General features: G+C 73.4%; 19 protein-coding genes. 6 read left to right on the top strand and 13 right to left on the bottom strand.

Annotation, left to right across the window (positions count from 1 at the left end):
• Positions 1-21 precede the first annotated feature (21 nt).
• The 3 genes from AC0693_RS29380 to AC0693_RS29370 form a co-directional block, all read right to left on the bottom strand.
• Positions 22-1368 carry a DUF2637 domain-containing protein gene (locus AC0693_RS29380; RefSeq protein ID WP_478803320.1) on the bottom strand — a complete coding sequence of 449 codons (1347 nt, stop codon included), beginning with the start codon at positions 1366-1368 and terminating at the stop codon, positions 22-24.
• Positions 1369-1463: 95 nt separating this feature from the next.
• On the bottom strand, positions 1464-2258 hold the full coding sequence (locus AC0693_RS29375; RefSeq protein WP_356411529.1) for a DUF3558 family protein: 795 nt from the start codon (positions 2256-2258) through the stop codon (positions 1464-1466).
• Between the two features lie 157 nt (positions 2259-2415).
• The gene (locus tag AC0693_RS29370) at positions 2416-3324 is read right to left on the bottom strand and encodes a DUF3558 domain-containing protein (RefSeq protein WP_478803319.1); all 909 of its coding nucleotides are present in this window, start codon (positions 3322-3324) and stop codon (positions 2416-2418) included.
• 174 nt (positions 3325-3498) lie between these two features.
• Here AC0693_RS29370 and AC0693_RS29365 point away from each other — a divergent pair, with 174 nt between their 5' ends.
• The 3 genes from AC0693_RS29365 (at position 3499) to AC0693_RS29355 (ending at position 6184) form a co-directional block, all read left to right on the top strand.
• Positions 3499-4692: an RtcB family protein gene (locus tag AC0693_RS29365; protein WP_478803318.1), complete on the top strand. Its 1194-nt coding sequence runs from the start codon at positions 3499-3501 to the stop codon at positions 4690-4692.
• 69 nt (positions 4693-4761) lie between these two features.
• Complete coding sequence (locus AC0693_RS29360) at positions 4762-5382, top strand: hypothetical protein (RefSeq protein ID WP_478803317.1); 621 nt, start codon at positions 4762-4764, stop codon at positions 5380-5382.
• A 91-nt stretch (positions 5383-5473) separates the two neighbouring features.
• The gene (locus tag AC0693_RS29355; protein WP_478803316.1) at positions 5474-6184 is read left to right on the top strand and encodes a polysaccharide deacetylase family protein; all 711 of its coding nucleotides are present in this window, start codon (positions 5474-5476) and stop codon (positions 6182-6184) included.
• An 80-nt stretch (positions 6185-6264) separates the two neighbouring features.
• Here the strand turns inward: AC0693_RS29355 and AC0693_RS29350 are convergent, their stop codons facing one another.
• Positions 6265-7020, bottom strand: a complete 756-nt coding sequence (locus AC0693_RS29350; RefSeq protein ID WP_478803315.1) for an SDR family NAD(P)-dependent oxidoreductase — start codon at positions 7018-7020, stop codon at positions 6265-6267.
• A gap of 81 nt (positions 7021-7101) precedes the next feature.
• On the bottom strand, positions 7102-7437 hold the full coding sequence (locus AC0693_RS29345) for a YnfA family protein (RefSeq protein WP_469318102.1): 336 nt from the start codon (positions 7435-7437) through the stop codon (positions 7102-7104).
• 193 nt (positions 7438-7630) lie between these two features.
• Between AC0693_RS29345 and AC0693_RS29340 the strand changes: the two genes are divergently transcribed.
• Positions 7631-8161: a hypothetical protein gene (locus tag AC0693_RS29340; RefSeq protein ID WP_478803314.1), complete on the top strand. Its 531-nt coding sequence runs from the start codon at positions 7631-7633 to the stop codon at positions 8159-8161.
• A gap of 50 nt (positions 8162-8211) precedes the next feature.
• Here AC0693_RS29340 and AC0693_RS29335 read toward each other — a convergent pair whose 3' ends face one another.
• The 8 genes from AC0693_RS29335 to AC0693_RS29300 form a co-directional block, all read right to left on the bottom strand.
• A complete protein-coding gene (locus AC0693_RS29335; protein ID WP_478803313.1) occupies positions 8212-9891 on the bottom strand; it encodes an FAD-dependent oxidoreductase in 1680 nt (559 codons plus the stop codon).
• 31 nt (positions 9892-9922) lie between these two features.
• On the bottom strand, positions 9923-10660 hold the full coding sequence (locus AC0693_RS29330; protein WP_478803312.1) for a Mut7-C RNAse domain-containing protein: 738 nt from the start codon (positions 10658-10660) through the stop codon (positions 9923-9925).
• A gap of 414 nt (positions 10661-11074) precedes the next feature.
• Positions 11075-11494 carry a nuclear transport factor 2 family protein gene (locus AC0693_RS29325; protein WP_478803311.1) on the bottom strand — a complete coding sequence of 140 codons (420 nt, stop codon included), beginning with the start codon at positions 11492-11494 and terminating at the stop codon, positions 11075-11077.
• Between the two features lie 144 nt (positions 11495-11638).
• The gene (locus AC0693_RS29320) at positions 11639-12448 is read right to left on the bottom strand and encodes an MBL fold metallo-hydrolase (RefSeq protein WP_469334311.1); all 810 of its coding nucleotides are present in this window, start codon (positions 12446-12448) and stop codon (positions 11639-11641) included.
• A gap of 62 nt (positions 12449-12510) precedes the next feature.
• Positions 12511-13131 (bottom strand): DsbA family protein, encoded by a 621-nt coding sequence (locus AC0693_RS29315; protein WP_478803310.1) that lies wholly within the window; start codon positions 13129-13131, stop codon positions 12511-12513.
• Between the two features lie 136 nt (positions 13132-13267).
• Positions 13268-13804: a MarR family winged helix-turn-helix transcriptional regulator gene (locus AC0693_RS29310; RefSeq protein WP_356411750.1), complete on the bottom strand. Its 537-nt coding sequence runs from the start codon at positions 13802-13804 to the stop codon at positions 13268-13270.
• A 78-nt stretch (positions 13805-13882) separates the two neighbouring features.
• Positions 13883-14395: a GNAT family N-acetyltransferase gene (locus AC0693_RS29305; protein WP_468471700.1), complete on the bottom strand. Its 513-nt coding sequence runs from the start codon at positions 14393-14395 to the stop codon at positions 13883-13885.
• 165 nt (positions 14396-14560) lie between these two features.
• A complete protein-coding gene (locus AC0693_RS29300) occupies positions 14561-15172 on the bottom strand; it encodes a hypothetical protein (protein WP_468471702.1) in 612 nt (203 codons plus the stop codon).
• A gap of 133 nt (positions 15173-15305) precedes the next feature.
• Between AC0693_RS29300 and hemL the strand changes: the two genes are divergently transcribed.
• On the top strand, positions 15306-16640 hold the full coding sequence (gene hemL / locus AC0693_RS29295; protein WP_356411574.1) for a glutamate-1-semialdehyde 2,1-aminomutase: 1335 nt from the start codon (positions 15306-15308) through the stop codon (positions 16638-16640).
• Positions 16637-17317 (top strand): histidine phosphatase family protein, encoded by a 681-nt coding sequence (locus AC0693_RS29290; protein ID WP_356411577.1) that lies wholly within the window; start codon positions 16637-16639, stop codon positions 17315-17317. Before hemL ends, AC0693_RS29290 begins: the two co-directional genes overlap by 4 nt.
• Positions 17318-18096 lie beyond the last annotated feature (779 nt).

Below are 18096 nucleotides of genomic sequence, written 5' to 3'. Positions count from 1 at the left end.
TCGGCCGGTCGCCGGGGGGCGTCAGGCGATGTGTTCGTTCTCCAGGTCCGTCTGGTAGCGCTGCTTCAGCTCGGGCATCAGCCGCTTGAGCGTGGTGGAGCTGCGCGGGTGGACGATGCCGTGGCCGTCGGAGAGGTGTATGTCGAGCTGCTCGGGGCTCGGCCAGTTGCCGTGCTCGTCGACGTAGGTGCGGAACACCTCGTACGCCGCCTCGGCGAACTTCACCTCGTCGACCGGGGTGAGGTCCCGGCCGTCGGCCGGGCCGTCGGCCGGGACCGCGCCGGGGGCCGCCGCCACCGGGCCGGGGGCCTGCTGCGCCGCTTCCTGCTGCTGGGCGTCCGGGCCGGTCGGGGGAAGCACCGGGGTGGGCTCCAGGCCCTCGACGTACTGCGGGTTGTAGCCGCCCTCGTACGCCGCCTGCGGGGCCAGCGGGGCCGCGAACCACGCGCTGTTGTGGGCCGCGGGCATCGCGGTCGGGTCGACGGCGAAGGGCGGCGGGGCGGCGCTGTGGACGGGCCCCGGCGCGGGCGCGGGGCCGCTCGCCTGGGCCGGCAGCACGGGCTGCGCCTGCGCCGTGGCGGCCTGCGGCAGTCCGGCCACGTCCGGCTGCCCGGCCGGTTGGCGCGCCTCCAGGGCCGTCGGCGCCGCCTGGGCGTCCGCGAGCGGGGGCAGCAGCGCGGGCTCGATCCCCGCGGCCGCGAGCCCCTCGGGCACCGTCTGGGACAGCGGTACGCCGATCCGGGCGAGGCGCAGCGGCATCAGCGCCTCGACGGGGGCCTTGCGGCGCCACGCGCGCCCGTAGCGGGCCTGGAGGCGGGCCTGGTAGATCAGCCGGTCCTGCTCCATGCCGACCGCCTGCTCGTAGGAGCGCAGCTCCCACAGCTTCATCCGGCGCCACAGCTTGAAGGTGGGGATCGGCGAGAGCAGCCAGCGGGTGATCCGCACGCCCTCCATGTGCCGGTCCGCGGTGATGTCGGCGATCCGCCCCACCGCGTGCCGGGCGGCCTCGACCGTCACCACGAACAGGATCGGGATGACGGCGTGCATGCCCACGCCCAGCGGGTCCGGCCAGGCCGCCGCGCCGTTGAAGGCGATGGTGGCGGCGGTCAGCAGCCACGCCGTCTGGCGCAGCAGCGGGAAGGGGATGCGGATCCACGTCAGCAGCAGGTCGAGCGCGAGCAGCACGCAGATGCCCATGTCGATGCCGATCGGGAACACCAGCGAGAAGCTGCCGAACCCCTTCTGCAGCGCCAGCGCGCGCACCGCGGCGTAGGAACCGGCGAAGCCGATTCCCGCGATGACGACGGCGCCGGCGACGACGACGCCGATGAGTATCCGGTGCGTTCGAGTCAGCTGCATCGCGGCCACCCGCGATCCCCTCCCACTATCGAGCTACGGCAGGCACAGCGTACGGGTGAGGTGATCTCACCTGGTCCGCGGGCCCGTTCGGCCGGGCGAGCAGGTCAGGCGGCGGACGCGGGAGCGGAGGCCGAGGCGGAGGCGGGGGCGGACGGTGCGCCCGAGGCCGCCGGCTGCGCGTTGGCGGCGGCGACCGCGTTCACGGCCTCGCGGCTCGCGGCGACCGCGCCCTCCAGCAGCTTCGCCGGGTCGGGGGCGGCTGCGCCCTCGTAGGCGGCGCCGTTGTAGTCCAGGGAGACCACGACGTTCTGGGTGCGCACGATGACCGTGGTGTTGAAGAAGTCGGCGCCGTCCTTCTTCGTGGTGTAGGTGACCGAGGTGCCCTGGTCGCCGACGCCGCCCACCTGGTCGTTCTTCGCGTTCTGGGCGCCCTGGACGGTCTTGGCCGTCTGGAGCTGCTTGTTGTACTGCTCCTCGGCGCGCTTGTTGCCGCTGCCGAGGGACTCGTGGGAGTCGTAGCGGACCAGGGAGACCGCGAGCCAGTGGTAGTCCGAGCCCTTGAGACCGTTCTCGTCCAGGCCGTTCCAGGAGCAGCTGGCGCGGCTGGTCAGGTCGTTCGACTTGGTGGCCGTGCCGTTCTTGTCCTTCGCCTCGGGGACCAGCGCGTCGATGGTCTTCTCCTGGACCGTCTTGCACGGGTCGGGCAGCGTGGCGAAGGCGGCCTTCTCCAGAGGGGCGGACGGCTTCTTGCTCGGAGCCTTGGACGCGGCGGACGAATCGGACTTCTTGCCCGTGTCGGTGCTCTTGCCCGAGTCGGACGAGCAGCCGGAGACGGCGAGGATCACCGGGACGGCTGCGCAGGCGATGACACGGGTGAGGCGCGAGGCTGATCGGTGCATGATTCCTTCGTACGTTGGTGGTCGGTGGGCACGGGGACCCGGGCAACGGTAGCCCGACCGGGCGCCGGCCTGCTGTGCCCGCCGTCACGCGAGGCTGTGGCCGGGGGCCGGCGGGGGCCCGGGCGGGCCGGTCCGTCCGTCGGCTGTCGGTCGGCCGTCAGTCGTTGAAGCGCTCCACCAGGGCCTGTGCCACCTGCCGCGCCTCCTCCTGCGTCTCCGCGCTGGAGGGGACGCCGCCGGGCAGCGCGGGCTGGACGCTGTACTCGACGGTGACGATGACGTTCGCGGTGCGGAAGACGATGCGTACGGTCCGTGCCTGGGCGGCGGACCCGGCCGCGCTGAGCCGGTCCTCGACGAAGGCGGCGTCCCCGAGCCCGTCCAGGACGCGGGAGCCCAGCTCGGGGGGAGTGGGCGTGGCGGAGGGCACGGGGGCGGTGGTGGCGGGTGCGCCGGTGGCGGGGGTGCCCGGGGCGGGTGCGGTGGCGGGCGGCGCGGTGGCGGGCGGCGCGGTGGTTGCGGGCTGCGCGGCCGTGCCGGGGGCGGGAGCGCCGCTCGGGGCGGTGCCGGGGGCCGGGGGCGTGGTGCTCGCGCCGGGGGTCGGGCCGTTCGGCGGCACGGGGGCCGGCAGGTGGGCGTCGGTGAGGCGGCGCTCGTAGACCTGGCGCGTCTTGGCGTCGTCGCTGCTGGTGGCGCGGTCGTAGGAGACGACCCGCTCGAAGCCGACGGACAGCAGCCGGGTCTCCTCGGGGGTCTGCGCCTTCCAGCGGCAGCCGACGCGGCGGTCGCCGTCGTACGAGGTGTCGGCGGCCCCGGCGTAGAGCTGGTCGCGCTGCGGTGAGGTGAGCGTGGCCGCGGCCGGGAGCATGGCCCGCAGCCGCTTCCCGTCGACCGCCTTGCACGGCGAGGGCAGGCTGCGGTACTTCCCCGGCGGCGCGGCGACGGGCGTGCCGCCGCCCGCCTTGGAGTCGGTGGTGGTCCCGGTCCCGCCGCCGCCGGTGCACCCGGCCAGAAGCGCGGTGAGCATCACGATGCCCGGGAGGACTTGCCGTACCGCGTTGCGCTGCACGTCGTCTGGCTCCGTTCGACAGGCGAAATTGCGTTGCCGCTGCTGGGCCGCGCGTGGACACAATGTCTATCGCACACGCTGGTGCTGACGCCGGTCCCATGTCGTCTTTGGGCCCTGATGCGAGGCTTTTTGCGTATGGAGACTTTTCTGAGGTTGACGGGTGTTGAGGAAGTTATGTCGTATGTAGAGGTGCCCGGGGCGAAGGTCCCGATCCGGATGTGGACCGATCCGAGCGCGGTCGAGGACAGCGCGATGCGGCAGCTGCACAACGTCGCGACGCTGCCCTGGATCAAGGGCCTGGCCGTCATGCCGGACGTGCACTACGGCAAGGGCGCCACCGTCGGCTCGGTGATCGCCATGAAGGACGCGGTCTGCCCGGCCGCGGTGGGCGTGGACATCGGCTGCGGGATGTCGGCCGTACGGACCTCGCTGACCGCGGGCGACCTGCCCGGGGACCTGTCGCGGCTGCGCTCGAAGATCGAGCAGGCGATCCCGGTGGGTACGGGCCTCCACAAGGAGGCGGTGGACCCCGCGCGCCTCTACGAATTCGCGGCGGACGGCTTCGACGACCTCTGGACGCGCTTCGACTACATCGCGGACGCGGTCAAGTTCCGCCGGGAGCGTGCCGCGAAGCAGATCGGGACGCTCGGGGGAGGCAACCACTTCATCGAATTCTGTCTCGACGAGACGGGATCGGTCTGGCTGATGCTGCACTCCGGCTCCCGGAACATCGGCAACGAGCTGGCCGAGCACCACATGGGCGTGGCCCGCGGGCTCGCGCACAACCGGGACCTGGTGGACCGCGACCTCGCGGTGTTCCTGGCGGCCACGCCGCAGATGCAGGACTACCGCAACGACCTCTTCTGGGCGCAGGAGTACGCCAAGTACAACCGCGCCGTGATGATGAGCCTCTTCAAGGAGGTCGTCCGCCGGGAGTTCCGCAAGGCGAAGGTGTCCTTCGACCACGAGATCAGCTGCCACCACAACTACGTGTCCGAAGAGCGCTACGACGGCATGGACCTGCTGGTCACCCGCAAGGGCGCGATCCGTGCGGGCAGCGGCGACTTCGGGATCATCCCGGGGTCGATGGGGACCGGCTCGTACATCGTGAAGGGCCTCGGCAACGAGAAGTCCTTCAATTCGGCCTCGCACGGCGCGGGCCGCAAGATGAGCCGTACGGCCGCGAAGAAGCGCTTCTCCACGCGGGACCTGGCGGAGCAGACCAAGGGCGTGGAGTGCCGCAAGGACTCCGGCGTGGTGGACGAGATCCCGGGCGCGTACAAGCCGATCGAGCAGGTCATCGACCAGCAGACCGACCTCGTCGAGGTCGTGGCCAAGCTGAAGCAGCTCATCTGCGTCAAGGGCTGAACCGGGCCCGGGGCGCAGTTGTCGGGGGAGCGGAGGGACCCGGACCTAGGGTGGTCCGGGTCCCTCCGCGTGTGTGCGGGGGGTGCGCTGCGGTGGCCGGACGGCAAGCCGCAGGTCGGCATCGCCGGGGAGTTCGACATGCGGGGGAGCAGTACGGTGCAGCGGCACGAGCCGTGGAGCGGGTGGCGGCCCGGGGTCGTCGGCGGGGTGGTCGTGCTCGCCGGGCTGGTGGCCGGGTGTTCGGGGGGCGCCGGGGACGGCGCGCCGGCGGCGGGCCGGTCGGCGCGGCAGGTGGCGCAGTGGGTGGACGGGGCCACGGTGCAGTCGGTCGCCGAGGTGCTGCACGTACGGGTGCCGACGACGGCGACCGGGGCGAAGGCGGCGCACCTGCGGGGGCCGCAGGACGACGGCCTGATCATGGCGTTCCAGCTCCCCGCGGGGGAGGTCGACGGGTTCGTCGCACAGCTCAAGCCGGAGCAGCCGCTCAGTCTGCGCGAACAGCCGCTCCCCCGCACCAGGGACCCGGCCACGCCGTTCTCGCACCTGGGTCTGCCGGAGCCGGATCTGCTGGCCGGCGTCCGCGAAGGCCAGGTGTGCGCGCCGTGCGCGGGGAACCTCGACTGGCTGAAGGTCGCGGTGGTACGCGTCGACGAGGGCACGAGTCGCGTCTACCTCACGGGCGTCGACTGAGTCGACTGCGGGGGCAACTTGCCTGCTGTGCGCGGACGTTGGTCGTGCGCGGGGGTTGACGGTCGGAGTTGGTCTAGACCAGGGTGGCGCCATGAGGAGATCTCGGGTCGTTCTCGGTGTGTTCGCTTCGCTGTCGCTCACCTTCGGGGTGGCCGGGTCGGCCGTGGCGGGGGTGGGGGCCGGGGAGCCGGTCGTGGCCGCCGTCGAGGGGGTGGGGCTGCCGCCCGTCGTGTCGCGGGTGCCGACCGACGACCAGGTCGTCTTCCTGACGATCGACGACGGGTGGTACCACGACCCCGCCGCCGCGCGGACGCTCATCGGCAAGCGGGTGCCGGTGACGCTGTTCCTGCTGCCCGGAGCCACCTCGTACGACACGGCGTACTTCACGGACCTCGTCGAGCAGGGGCGGGCGACCGTCGAGAACCACACCGTCGACCACCCGGACCTGACCACGCTCGACGCGGCCGGCAAGGACGCGCAGGTCTGCGGGGCGCGGGCGCGGCTCAAGGGGACGTTCGGGCGGGCGCCGCAGCTGCTGCGGCCGCCGTACGGGGCCGTCGACGACGACGTGCGGCTCGCGGCGAAGGCGTGCGGCGTGAAGACGCTGGTCACCTGGACCCACGACTTCACCACCTGGAACGAGACGCCGCCCACCCCGCGGCTGCGGGCGGGCGACATCGTGCTGCTGCACTTCACGCCCACGCTCGAAGCCGACCTGGAGCGGGCGCTGGCCGCGGCGAAGGCCGCGGGGCTCAAGCCCGCGGCCCTCTCGCCCCGGCTCAGGGACGCCGGGCCGGCGTAGGCGGGAGGCCGGGGCGGGAGCGGGGCGTGGCGTCGTACCGGACGGGCCGGCCTCGTCGGGCGGCCGCGTGCCCCGACCGGCTACAGCTCGCGGTGGACCTTCGTGTTCGAGGCCTGGGCGCGCGGGCGGACCACCAGCAGGTCGATGTTGACGTGACTGGGGCGGGTCACCGCCCAGGTGATGGTGTCGGCCACGTCGTCGGCGGAGAGCGGCTGGGCGACGCCCGCGTACACCTTGGCCGCCTTGTCCGTGTCCCCGCGGAAGCGCGTCGTGGCGAACTCCTCCGTCTTGACCATGCCCGGGGCGATCTCGATCACCCGGACCGGCTGGCCGACGATCTCCAGGCGCAGGGTCTCCGCCAGCACGCGGGCGCCGTTCTTGGCGGCGACGTACCCGGCGCCGCCCTCGTACGTCGAGTGCCCGGCGGTCGAGGAAAGGACCACGACGGTGCCGTCGCCGGACGCGGTCAGGGCCGGCAGCAGGGCCTGGGTGACGTGGAGCGTGCCGATGACGTTGACCTCGTACATCGTGCGCCAGTCGGCCGGGTCGCCAGTGGCGACCGGCTCGGCGCCGAGCGCTCCGCCCGCGTTGTTGACCAGCACGTCGCACCGCTCCAGGGACGCGGCGAACGCGTCGACGGCCGCGCGGTCCGTCACGTCGAGTGCGTGGGCGGAGGCCAACTGCCCGGCCGCCGTGATCTCCGCGGCCAGCTGCTCGATGCGGTCCTTGCGGCGGGCGGTCAGCACGACGTGGTAGCCCGCGCCGGCGAGCTGCCGCGCGGTGGCCGCGCCGATTCCGCTGCTCGCCCCGGTGACGACTGCGATGCGGGGGGTCATGGGAGCGCTCCTCGTTCGGGTGATCGATACCCGGCCAGCATAGGCATGCGCCCGCACGCCCGGTCGGCGGTCTGCGGCGGGTCAGCGACCGCGCGGTGCGTACATGATGAGGGCCATCCCGGCCAGGCAGACCAGGGCCCCGGCGATGTCCCAGCGGTCGGGGCGGTAGCCGTCGGCGACCATGCCCCAGGCGAGGGATCCGGCCACGAAGACCCCGCCGTAGGCGGCCAGCACCCGGGCGAAGTCACCCTCGGGCTGGAGGGTGGCGACGAAGCCGTAAAGGCCGAGGGCGATGACTCCGGCGCCGATCCAGACCCAGCCCTTGTGCTCGCGCACGCCTTGCCAGACGAGCCAGGCGCCGCCGATTTCGAGGACGGCGGCGAGGACGAAGAGGGGCACGGAGCGGAGGAGCGGCATGGGGTCAGCCTGGCACGGGGTCAGCCTGGCATGCGGGTCGGCGCGGGGGGTGCGGGGCGCGGGTGGGGGGCCGGTTCGCGGGCCGGGGCACGGGGGCCGGTGCCGACCGTGGGCGTCGCAGATGGCGGGGAGGCGCGCCCTCGTTCGTGTGATGGTCCGACCGGTGCGCGGCGCGGGTCGCTAGCGTCCGCGCGTGGAGGTGGTGACGGTGACCGTGCGCCGTGGTGTCGTCCGAATCGTGGTGCCCGTGGGGCTGGTCCTGGGGCTGGTGCTGGCCGGGGCCGCGGCCCCGGCGGGAGCCGCGCAGGCGGCCGGGGCCGTGGCCCCCGGGGCGGTGGCGCCTGAGGCTGATGTGGCCTACCACGGGCGGGTGAGCCTGTCCGGCGGCCGGCTCGCCGTCTGGGTGGTCCCGGAGAACGAGGGGCCGGCCGCGCTCGCGAACACCACCCTGCGGCTACGGCTCTCCGCGGACCTCGCCCCCGGCCAGGAACTGGCGCAGGGCTGCGCCCGGGCCGGTCAGCGCGAGGTGATCTGCGAGACGGGAACCCTGCCCGCGCACGGGCAGGGCCGCCACATCGGCCTGCGGCTGCGCCTCAAGGAGCGGCCGCCGGAGGTGGTGGTGCGGCTGGACACGTGGTGGAACGGCGGCGCGACCGACCGCAACCACGCCAACGACGAGCGCGCGGTACTGGCCCTCGACACGGGTGACTCCTACTCCTTCTGATCCCGTGTGGTGGTTTCCAGCCGTTCCTTTCAGGGGCTGGCTCGACCGCGCTACTCCTTGCGAGCCCGCAGGATCCAGCCCGCGAGCGCCCGGTCGACCTCGGCCGCGGTGGGCGCGGGCGCGGACCAGGCGACGTAGCCGTCCGGCCGTACGAGTACACAGGCGGTACGTCCGTACGTGCGCCAGGAGGCGTGGGTGAGCCCGGGCTCCGGCGCGGCCGGAGCGGGGGCGGCGTCCGGCCCGAGCGTCATGCCGGGCGGGGTGATCAGGACGAAGCCGCCCGCCCGCAGCAGCTCGTAGAGCCTGCCCTCGCGCAGGACGGCGTCGGGCGCACGGCGGCCCGCGGGCCGGGCGGCACCGGGCGGCGGCGGGTAGGAGATCCCGATCCCGGAGACCATGCCGAGCGCACGGTCGCGTGCGGGCCGGATCCGGGCCAGGAGTGCGGCGCCGGCGTCGCGCAGCGCGCGGCGGGCGGGCGTGGCGGCCATCGTGATCCGGGTCAGGGCGCCGCTCCCGCGGAGCACGAGGCGGCCGACGGGGTGGCGTTCGCGCTCGTAGCTGTCCAGCAGCGCCTCGGGGTCGGGGGCGCGGCCGAGGAGGACCGCGGCGAGCTTCCAGGAGAGGTTGGCGGCGTCCTGGAGACCGGTGTTCATGCCCTGGCCGCCCGCGGGGGAGTGGACGTGCGCGGCGTCCCCGGCGAGGAAGACGCGGCCCACGCGGTAGTGCGGGACCTGGCGCTCGTCGGCGTGGAAGCGGGAGATCCAGCGGGCGTCGTGCATGCCGTGGTCGGTGCCTAGGGCGGCGCGGGTGGTGGCGCGCAGTTCGTCGAGGCCGACGGGGTCGTCGTCGTGGGCCCGGCTGTCGCGGTGCCAGGCGATGGCCCGGTACCAGCCGTCGCCGAAGGGGACGAGGAAGGCGAAGGCGCGGCCGTTGCTGTCGACGGCGAGCTGGTCCGGGGGCTCCTCGGTCAGGCGCACGTCGGCCAGCACCATCGAGCTGACGACGGCGCGGCCCGGGAAGGGCAGGCCGAGTTCGCGGCGGACGGTGGAGCGGACGCCGTCGGCGCCGACGACGTGCCGGGCGTACAGGGTGGTGGTGCGGTCGGTGGTGGGGGTGCGGAGGTCGAGGGCGACGGTGTCGGGGTCTTGGTGGGGGTGGGGGTGTTTCTGGTGGGGGTGCGGTTGCTGGTCCTGGTCCTGGTACGGGTCCGGGCTTTGGCGCAGTGCGATCAGCTCATGGTCGTACCGGATGTCCACACCTGTGGACAACGCGCGACGCTCCAGCAGGTGTTCGGTCTTGAATTGGGGGGTGATGAGAACGAACGGGAAGCGGGTGGGGAGCATGTCGAGGGAGAGGCTGAGCGAGCCGAAGAGGTTCAGCCGGCGGATCGGACTGCCGGTGGCCACGAGTTCGTCGGCGAGGCCGCGCGCGTCCAGGAGTTCGAGGGTGCGGGCGTGGACGGCGAAGGCCCGCGTGAGGTTGGCGGCGGTCTGCGGACGGCGCTCGATCAGGGTGACGGTCAGACCGGCGGCGGCGAGGTCCCCGGCGATCAGCAGACCGGTCGGGCCGGCGCCGATGACCGCGACGTCCACGATGTCCACGACGTTCGCCGGGCCCGGGGTGTTCGCCGCGTCCGTCGGGTCCGGGGCGTTTGCTGCGTCCGCCAGGTCCGGGGTGGGTTGCGGCCGGGGCGCGGGCTCGGGCTCGGTGGCGGGAGCGGGGGTTGTCATGGTGGGAAGGTCTGCCCACCGCAGCCGGGCCCTACGCGGTGACGCCGCCGCCGAATTCGGCCAGCGCCTCGCTGACGATGACTTCCAGCCGGGCGTGATGCGCGCCCCGCCAGTACACGCGCTCGCAGGCGGCGCACTGGGCGAAGACGTCGTAGGAGCGCTGGGTGCCGCCCTCCAGTAGATCGCCGACGCTGTCCTTGTCGGCGGCGCGCAGCGTGCCGTTGCAGGCGGTGCAGCGGGTCCAGGGGTCAAGGCGCGGTACGAACCGGCCCAGGATGTCGCGCAGTTGCTCGTCCGGCTGGTCGCTGTACACGTAGGCGCCCGCCCAGATCTCGCGGCGGCGCAGCAGCCCCCGGTCACGGGAGAGCAGGACGCGCTGTTCGGCGGCGGAACGGGTGGCGAGCGCGGGGTCGCCGATGTCCTCGTTCTCGTACGCCGCGTCGATGCCGAGCAGGCGCATCCGCCGGGCGAGCGTGCCGAGGTGGACGTCCAGGAGGAAGCGGAGCGGGGCGCCGGGGACCTGCTGGGGCCGGGTGACGCCGCACGCCTCGACGGACTCGCCGCCCCGGGGCACGTACGAGACGGGTGCCTCGTGGCCGTCCACGAGCAGCCGGCCGACCTCGGTGAGCGGGACGCCGACCGATTCGACGACGTGGCCGAGGCTGGCCGTGCCGTCGACGGGCGTGGGCACGCGCTCGCCCCGCCGGCTGGGCGCGGTGAAGAGGCGCAGCTCGGGGGCGAGGGTGAGGCTGATCTCCGGTCCGTTCACGCGTCCCAGCATGCCAGTCCGGCGCGGGGCGGCGAAGGGGAATTTACCGCCGGGGGAGGCCGGGCGGGCACGGGTCGGGGGTGGGGGTCGGGGCGCTGCCCGGGTCGGCCAGGGGGCGGTGGTGACGGTGCGGTGGTGACCGGGCGGGGGTGCGGTGTGGCCGGGTGGTCGGCCCGGCGCTCAGCTTGAGCTTTAACCTCCGGCCGTGCCGTGAGGGCTGAGGTTGATCTCCAGCTCAGACCCGGTGCGAGGCCTCGCGGGGTGCGGGACGGCGGCGCTTGGTCCCGGGCGGCCGTTCGGGACCGGCGCCGCGACGTCGGAGAACACTGGTGACGTCGTAGCCGGCGTCCATGACGATCTTGTGACGGCGGCGGGTTTGCTGGGAAGTGTCGTCGCCGGCGTCAGGCGTCAGGCTCAGGCGGGCATGGCGTCGCGGACCTTGGCGGTGTCCACGAACTGTTCGAAGCGGACGATCTTTCCGCCGCGGACGATGAAGTGGTGGGCGACGCGGACGTTGATGTCCTTCCCGGTGGCCTTGTTGGTGGCGGTGTAGCGGGCCAGGACCACGACGTTCTCGCCGTCGACGACGTAGGTGTCGTCGTGGGCGGTCCAGTCGTCCCACTCCTTCCCGAGCTGCTCCATCACGGCGGAGGTGACGCCGGTGGGGGTGCGGTAGGTGCCGGCCAGGGGGAAGCCGGCCATCTCGGTCCACTCCACGTCGTCGGCCAGGGTGGCCCGCAGCGCTTCGAGGTCGCCGTGGGCGGAGGCGAGGTACTGGCGCCGCACGATGTCGGCGGGGGCGGCGGAGGTGTGGAAGTCGGCGTTCTCACTCATGGTGGCGCCCTTTCTCGGGGCGGGGGAGCGGGCGGGGGAGCGGGCGGGGCGGGGGAATGCCCCCCGGGTCGCGCACCGCCGCGCACAGTCGGTGCCGGTGCCGGGTGGCGCGGAGTGTCCGGCAGCGGCTGCCGACGGGGCGGGTCAGCCCCAGGTCATCTCGCCCTTGGCGACCTTGGCCCCGAGCTGGGCGGCGATGAGCATCCCGGAGTTCGGGTAGCGGGCGACCAGGGCGTTGGTCAGTGCCTCGCCGCTGTCGGCCTTCTCCAGTTCGGCCTCGAACGCGACGAGGTAGTCGCGGGTGTAGGCGATCGGGCCGGCGTCCGGGGCGGCGGTGGTGGGCAGGCGGTGGCCGGGGACGGCGAAGGCGGGGTCCAGGGCCGTCATCTCGTCGAGTACGGCGATCCAGGCGGCGCGGTCCTCGGGCTTGCCGGTGTCGGCGACCCAGACGTGCTCGTTCTGGAACAGCAGCACGCCGGCGACGATCGCCCGGTGCTCGGCCTGCCACAGGTAGTGCCGGTCCGGCAGGCCGAGGTGGCCGCCCTTGAGCTGGAACAGGTGTCCCTCGAAGGTGAGGTCTCCGGTCAGTTCGGTCAGCTCGACCAGACGGGTGGGGCGGTTGGCGCCGACCTGTTCCCAGGCCTTGAGCTTGGCCTCGTAGGCGGCCTCGATGTGCTCGATCACCAGCGGCGTCGCGACGAGTTCCGCCTCGGGGAAGGCGTCGGCGATGACCTCGGCGCCCCAGTAGTAGTCGGGGTCGGCGTGGCTGATGAAGACCTTGGTCAGGGTCTTCCCGGAGTCCAGGACCTCGGCGGCCAGGCGGTGGCCGTCGGCGCGGGTGAAGCCGGTGTCGATCAGGAACGCCTCCTCCGCGCCGGTGATCAGGGTGGCGGTCTTGTTCTTCGAGCCGACGGGGAAGTCCAGGTCGATGACCTTGAAGTCGAGGGTGCTCATGGCGGTCTCTTTCGGGGGGAGGGGGAGCGGGGAGGGCTCGGGGAGCGGCGGGGAAGGAGGTGTCAGGACGCCGTGCCGAGGGCGGTCAGGCGCTGCTCGATCTCCTCGACGGTGGCGTGGCCGGTCGCCAGCGGCACGACCCGCTCGCCCTCGACGGCCAGCAGGGTGGGGAAGCCCCGTACGCCCAGTTCGGCGGTGCGGGTGAAGTCGCCCTGCGCGGCGGCGGCCGCTTCCGGCGAGGCGAACGCCGTCGCGAGGGCGTCGGCGTCCAGGCCGTGTGCCCCGGCGAGCGCGCGGTAGGTGCCCGGGTCGGACAGGCTCAGGCCGTCCGCGTAGAACGCGTGCTGGAGCGCGGCAGCCAGCTCCACGATGCGGTCGGGAGCGGCCTGCCGCAACGCGGCCGTGCCCCGGGCGGCGGCCTCGGAGTCCATCACGAACGAGCCGTCCGCGATCAGCCGTGCGTACCCGGACCCGAACCGCACCCCGGTCAGCTCGCTGATCTCGGCGTTGGCGCCCTGGACGTATCCGAACTCCCCGATGGGTACCCGGCGCGCACCGGTGAACAGGCCGCCGGAGACCACCTCGACGTCCAGATCGGGGTGACGGCGCACGAGCGCGGCAAGGGTCGGCGCGAAACCGTAGGACCAGCCGCAGTAGGCGTCGAAGACGTAGACGAGCTTCATGAGGGTGTGCCTCCCGGTTGCGGGCCCGCTGTCCGCGAGCCATTCACCTGACACAACAGTAACTGACCCGTCAGATATTTCCCTGCGGGAGCACCCCTTCAACCGCTCCCCCTGCCGCTCGTCCCGCCGGGGACACTCAGCGCAGGCGGGGCAGCGCGTCGCGCGCCGCCAGGCTCACCGTCCGCAGGTCGGCCGCGAACCGTTCGCGGTGCTCCGCGGGCAGCGGGTCCAGCAGCAGCCGTCGTACGTTCTCCGCGTGCAGGCGGGCGGCCCGCACCACGGTCTCCTCCCCGAGCGGCGTCAGGGTGAGCAGCCGTCCCCGGCGGTCCTGCGGGTTGTCCTGCCGGTCCACCAGGCCGGCCGCCTCCATCCGGTCCACCAGCCGGGTCACTCCACCGGTGGTCAGGACCCGCTCCTGCGCCACGTCCCGCATCGACATCCCCGGTGCTCCGGCCCGGCCCAGGATCAGCAGCACCTCGAACATCAGGTGGCTGATCCCGCACTCCTCCTCAAGTGCGCGCCCCAGGATGTACTCCAGCCGGTTCGCGGCCCCCTGAAGCCGGCCGAACGCCAGCACCAGCGGGTCGTTCGCCGCCTCCCCGGCCGTCGTGATCTGCCCGTCCCCGGCCACCCGGTCACCCTTCTCCCGCGGCGCGGACGCGCCGCTGCCCATCATCGCGCGCCATCGGAGATCACGGAGCCGGCGCCCCGGGCGGCCCTACGGCACCACGGGCTCCCGGGGCGCCGCCCGTCAGGCGGGCAGGGTGTAGCGCCAGTCGTGGCTCGGGTGGAAGATGCCCGGCGGGTATTCGAAGTTCACGTCACCGAGCGACTCGAAGCCCGCGCGGCGGCATACCGCGTGGGAGGCGGCGTGGTCGGTGCTCGGGAAGGCGTGCACGAAGCGGCGGGAGCCGTGCCGGCCGACGTACGCGAGGAGTTCGGTGACCGCCGCCACCGCGAGGCCGCGGCCCTGGTGCTCGGGGAAGACGGCCCAGCCGGTCTCGTACACGTCCTCGTCCCGCCATTCGCGGGGCCAGAAGCCCACGGAACCGACGGTTTCGCCGTTTTCCGTCAGGCTGACCCGGAACATCCGCCCGGCGGCGGGCTCCCGGTCACTCAGGGCGACGTAACGGCGCTGGCGGTCGGCCAGTTGCTCCTCGGACTCGGGTCCCCCCAAGTACTTGGTCATCTCGGGCTCGTTGGCCCGCAGCAGCAACCCGAAGTCCTCCTGGGACCAAGGGGTCAGACGCAGCGATATTTCCATGTAGAGGAGGGTAAAAGGAATTCCTCCCCGCTGTCCGGGACTCGGACCTATGGCATGGCCGGAACCGGAAGGAAGCGCACCGGCGGCACACGGGCCACACATCGGCAGCACGACAACCGCGCAACAACCGCACACCGGCCGCACATCGGCCGCAAGGCAGTACGGTCAGGGCCAGACCAGGCAGTACGGCTGGTGGCCCGCTTCGTGGAGGCGGTGGGAGAAGTCCTGCCACTCGTGCAGGAGCTGGTAGACGTTGAACGCGTCGCGCGGGCCGCCGCGGTCGGGGACCGTGGACCAGATGAAGGCCGCCGCGCCGACGGACTCCTCGCCGATGCCGCGCAGCGGGTCGACCACCGTCATCGGCAGTTTGACCACCGCGTAGTCGGGGTGCAGGACCACCAGCTCCAGCGGCGGGACCTTGTGCAGGGGTATGCCCTCGATGCCGGTGAGGACCATCGCGGCCACCGTCTCCGGTTTGATCTTGCTGAACAGGCCGCCCATGCCCAGTTCGTCGCCGCCCAGCTCCTCGGGCCGCATCGAGATCGGGACCCGGGCCGCCGTGGCGCCGTCCGGGGCGCCGAAGTACTTGTAGGTCACGCCCATGCCGCGACCTCCCGGTACCGCGCTCGGGGCGGACGGTACGCCGTCCACCGCATCCGCGCCGCGGCGGCGGTGCCTGCCCCGGCGCCGGGCCTCACGGGAAGCGTCGCGGGCTTCGCGGGCACGCTCGGGCCCCAGGCCGTCCGTACCCTCGCCCGGTCCGCCACCGCGTTGCATATCTCCACCCGACTGGTCTTGCCTGCCCCGGCCCCGTGACCCCCGCCACGCGGCCTGATCATCATGGCAGTGACCTCCCCCGCGGCGGCGCGGTGAAACGCCCGCCCGCAAGTCAGTCGCGGCCTCTGAGACCATGGCTGGTGTGAGCTACCCGTATCCGTATGAAGCCCCAGTCTCGCAGAACCTGTTTGACCGCGCGTCCCTCGTGACCCCCGGCGGCGTGAACTCTCCCGTGCGTGCGTTCCGCGCCGTGGGGGGAACGCCCCGGTTCATGGTGTCCGGTACCGGTCCGTACCTCACCGATGCCGATGGCCGCGAGTACGTCGACCTGGTCTGCTCGTGGGGGCCGATGATCCTCGGCCATTCCCACCCCGCCGTGATCGAGGCCGTGCAGGCCGCGGTCGCCCGCGGCACGTCCTTCGGCACCCCCGGCGAGGGCGAGGTCGCGCTCGCCGAGGAGATCGTCGGGCGGATCGCGCCCGTCGAGCAGGTGCGCCTGGTGTCCTCCGGTACGGAGGCCACCATGTCCGCGATCCGGCTGGCCCGCGGTTTCACCGGCCGGGCCAAGATCGTGAAGTTCGCGGGCTGCTACCACGGCCACGTGGACGCGCTCCTCGCCGCCGCCGGATCGGGCCTCGCGACCTTCGCGCTGCCCGACACCCCCGGTGTGACGGGCGCGCAGGCCGGCGACACGATCGTCCTGCCCTACAACGACCTCGAAGCGGTCCGTGCCGCCTTCGCCGCGCACCCCGGTGAGATCGCCTGCGTGATCACCGAGGCCGCGCCCGGCAACATGGGCGTGGTGACCCCCGGCGAGGGGTTCAACCAGGGCCTGGCGGATCTGTGCCGCGCGAACGGCGCGCTGTACATCTCCGACGAGGTCATGACCGGCTTCCGTACCTCCCGCGCCGGCTGGTTCGGCGTGGACGGGGTCGCGCCCGACCTGATGACCTTCGGCAAGGTCATGGGCGGCGGCTTCCCGGCCGCGGCCTTCGGCGGGCGCGCCGACGTGATGGGGCACCTGGCCCCGGTCGGCCCCGTCTACCAGGCGGGCACCCTGTCGGGGAACCCGATCGCGACGGCCGCGGGTCTCGCGCAGCTGCGCCTGCTGGACGACGCGGCGTACGCGAAGGTCGACGCCGTGTCGGCCGAGATCCAGGGGCTGGTGACGGGCGCGCTCCGCAAGGAGGGCGTGGCCCACCGGCTGCAGACCGCGTCCAACATGTTCTCCGTCTTCTTCACCGAGGACGAGGTCAGGAACTACGACGACGCCAAGAAGCAGGAGAGCTTCCGCTTCACCGGCTTCTTCCACTCGATGCTGGAGCAGGGCGTCTACCTGCCGCCCTCGTCCTTCGAGTCCTGGTTCGTCTCCACCGCCCACGACGAGCGCGCGATCGAGCGCATCGCGGCCGCGCTGCCCGCCGCCGCCCGCGCCGCCGCCGAGGCCACCCCGGAGGGCACCGCATGAGCAGCAGCGACATCACCGTCGTCCACCTGATGCGCCACGGAGAGGTGCACAATCCGGACGGGGTCCTGTACGGGCGCCGCGCCGGCTACCACCTCTCCGAGCTGGGCCGGCAGATGGCCGAGCGGGTCGCCGAGCACCTGGAGAACCGCGACATCACCCATGTCGTGTCCTCCCCGCTGGAGCGCGCGCAGGAGACGGCGGCCCCGATCGCCAAGGCACACAGCCTGGACCTGGCGACCGACGACCGGCTGATCGAGGCGGCGAACGTCTTCGAGGGCAAGACCTTCGGCGTCGGCGACGGTGCGCTGCGCAAGCCGGCGAACTGGAAGCACCTGACGAACCCGTTCCAGCCGTCCTGGGGCGAGCCGTACGTCGAGCAGGTCGTCCGGATGATGAGCGCGCTGGACGCGGCGCGCGACGCGGCGCGTGGTCACGAGGCGGTGTGCGTGAGCCACCAGCTGCCGATCTGGATCGTGCGCAGCTTCGCCGAGAAGCGCAGGCTGTGGCACGACCCGCGGCGCCGGCAGTGCACGCTGGCCTCGCTGACGTCGTTCACGTACCAGGGGGACAAGATCGTGTCGGTGGGCTACAGCGAGCCGGCCCGCGACCTGGTCCCGGCGCATCTGCTGGCGGGCGCGAAGCCGGTGAAGGGCGGGTCCAAGGCCTTCGGGGCCTGACCCTGCCCCCGGCCGGGTGGGTGCCGGTCCCTTGGCGGGCGGTGCCCGTGCCCCTGCCGGTCTGTGCCCGTCCCCCGGCCGGGTGGGTGCCGGTCCCTTGGCGGGAGAGTGCCGGTCCCCTGGCCGGGGCGGGTGCCGGTCCCGGCCGGGTGGGTGCCCGTCCCTTGGCGGGAGGTGCCGGTCCCCCTTCCGGTGGGTGCCCGTCCCCCTGCCGGGTGGGCCTGTCGCCCTGCCAGTGGGTGCTTGCCCTCCGATCTGCCGGGTGGTACTCGGCTCCCGCTGAGCGGGGGGCCCGACCCTCTGCGAGTGGCTGGCCCCGGCCTGCGGCCCGTCCCGTGGGGGCCCGTCCCGTCCCGTGCAGGTGTCTGTCCGCCTGTCCGTTCTGCCGGGCGGGTACTCGACTCCCCGCCGGGCGGGGGACCGGTCCGCCGGTGGGTGCCTGACCCCGGCCGGGGGCCAGGTCCGTTCCGTGCGGGCCCGGCGCGTCTGCCCCCGGGCGGGTGCCGACCTGACGGCCGGGTAGCCGAGCCGTCCCGATGGCGGCCAACACCGCCCGGCGGGCGACGTACCGCTGCTGGGGCAAGTGCCCGACACCCGCTGGGCGGGTGCCCGTCCCGGCGTATGCCTGCCCCAGGTGCCGGATCCCGGCCCGGGTGGGACGGATCCCCGTCAGGCGGGGCCCGACCCGTGCCGCGCGGGTGCGGGTGCCCGGTCCCGCGGTGGCGCCTGACCCAGGGCGTGTGTGCCTGCCCCCGGCCGGGCACCCGCGCCCGCCGGTC

This window comes from Streptomyces sp. NPDC043876, assembly GCF_056435825.1.
Note: the sequence above shows the minus strand (reverse complement) of the source record. Positions and strands in the feature narration are given on the sequence as shown.

Bases quoted from the DNA above. Each gene is read 5' to 3' on its own strand.
- AC0693_RS29375 (WP_356411529.1), bottom strand. From the start codon at position 2,258: ATGCACCGATCAGCCTCGCGCCTCACCCGTGTCATCGCCTGCGCAGCC.
- AC0693_RS29365 (WP_478803318.1), top strand. From the start codon at position 3,499: ATGTCGTATGTAGAGGTGCCCGGGGCGAAGGTCCCGATCCGGATGTGG.
- AC0693_RS29355 (WP_478803316.1), top strand. From the start codon at position 5,474: ATGAGGAGATCTCGGGTCGTTCTCGGTGTGTTCGCTTCGCTGTCGCTC.
- AC0693_RS29350 (WP_478803315.1), bottom strand. From the start codon at position 7,020: ATGACCCCCCGCATCGCAGTCGTCACCGGGGCGAGCAGCGGAATCGGC.
- AC0693_RS29345 (WP_469318102.1), bottom strand. From the start codon at position 7,437: ATGCCGCTCCTCCGCTCCGTGCCCCTCTTCGTCCTCGCCGCCGTCCTC.
- AC0693_RS29335 (WP_478803313.1), bottom strand. From the start codon at position 9,891: ATGACAACCCCCGCTCCCGCCACCGAGCCCGAGCCCGCGCCCCGGCCG.
- AC0693_RS29325 (WP_478803311.1), bottom strand. From the start codon at position 11,494: ATGAGTGAGAACGCCGACTTCCACACCTCCGCCGCCCCCGCCGACATC.
- AC0693_RS29320 (WP_469334311.1), bottom strand. From the start codon at position 12,448: ATGAGCACCCTCGACTTCAAGGTCATCGACCTGGACTTCCCCGTCGGC.
- AC0693_RS29315 (WP_478803310.1), bottom strand. From the start codon at position 13,131: ATGAAGCTCGTCTACGTCTTCGACGCCTACTGCGGCTGGTCCTACGGT.
- AC0693_RS29310 (WP_356411750.1), bottom strand. From the start codon at position 13,804: ATGGGCAGCGGCGCGTCCGCGCCGCGGGAGAAGGGTGACCGGGTGGCC.
- AC0693_RS29305 (WP_468471700.1), bottom strand. From the start codon at position 14,395: ATGGAAATATCGCTGCGTCTGACCCCTTGGTCCCAGGAGGACTTCGGG.
- AC0693_RS29300 (WP_468471702.1), bottom strand. From the start codon at position 15,172: ATGCAACGCGGTGGCGGACCGGGCGAGGGTACGGACGGCCTGGGGCCC.
- hemL (WP_356411574.1), top strand. From the start codon at position 15,306: ATGGCTGGTGTGAGCTACCCGTATCCGTATGAAGCCCCAGTCTCGCAG.
- AC0693_RS29290 (WP_356411577.1), top strand. From the start codon at position 16,637: ATGAGCAGCAGCGACATCACCGTCGTCCACCTGATGCGCCACGGAGAG.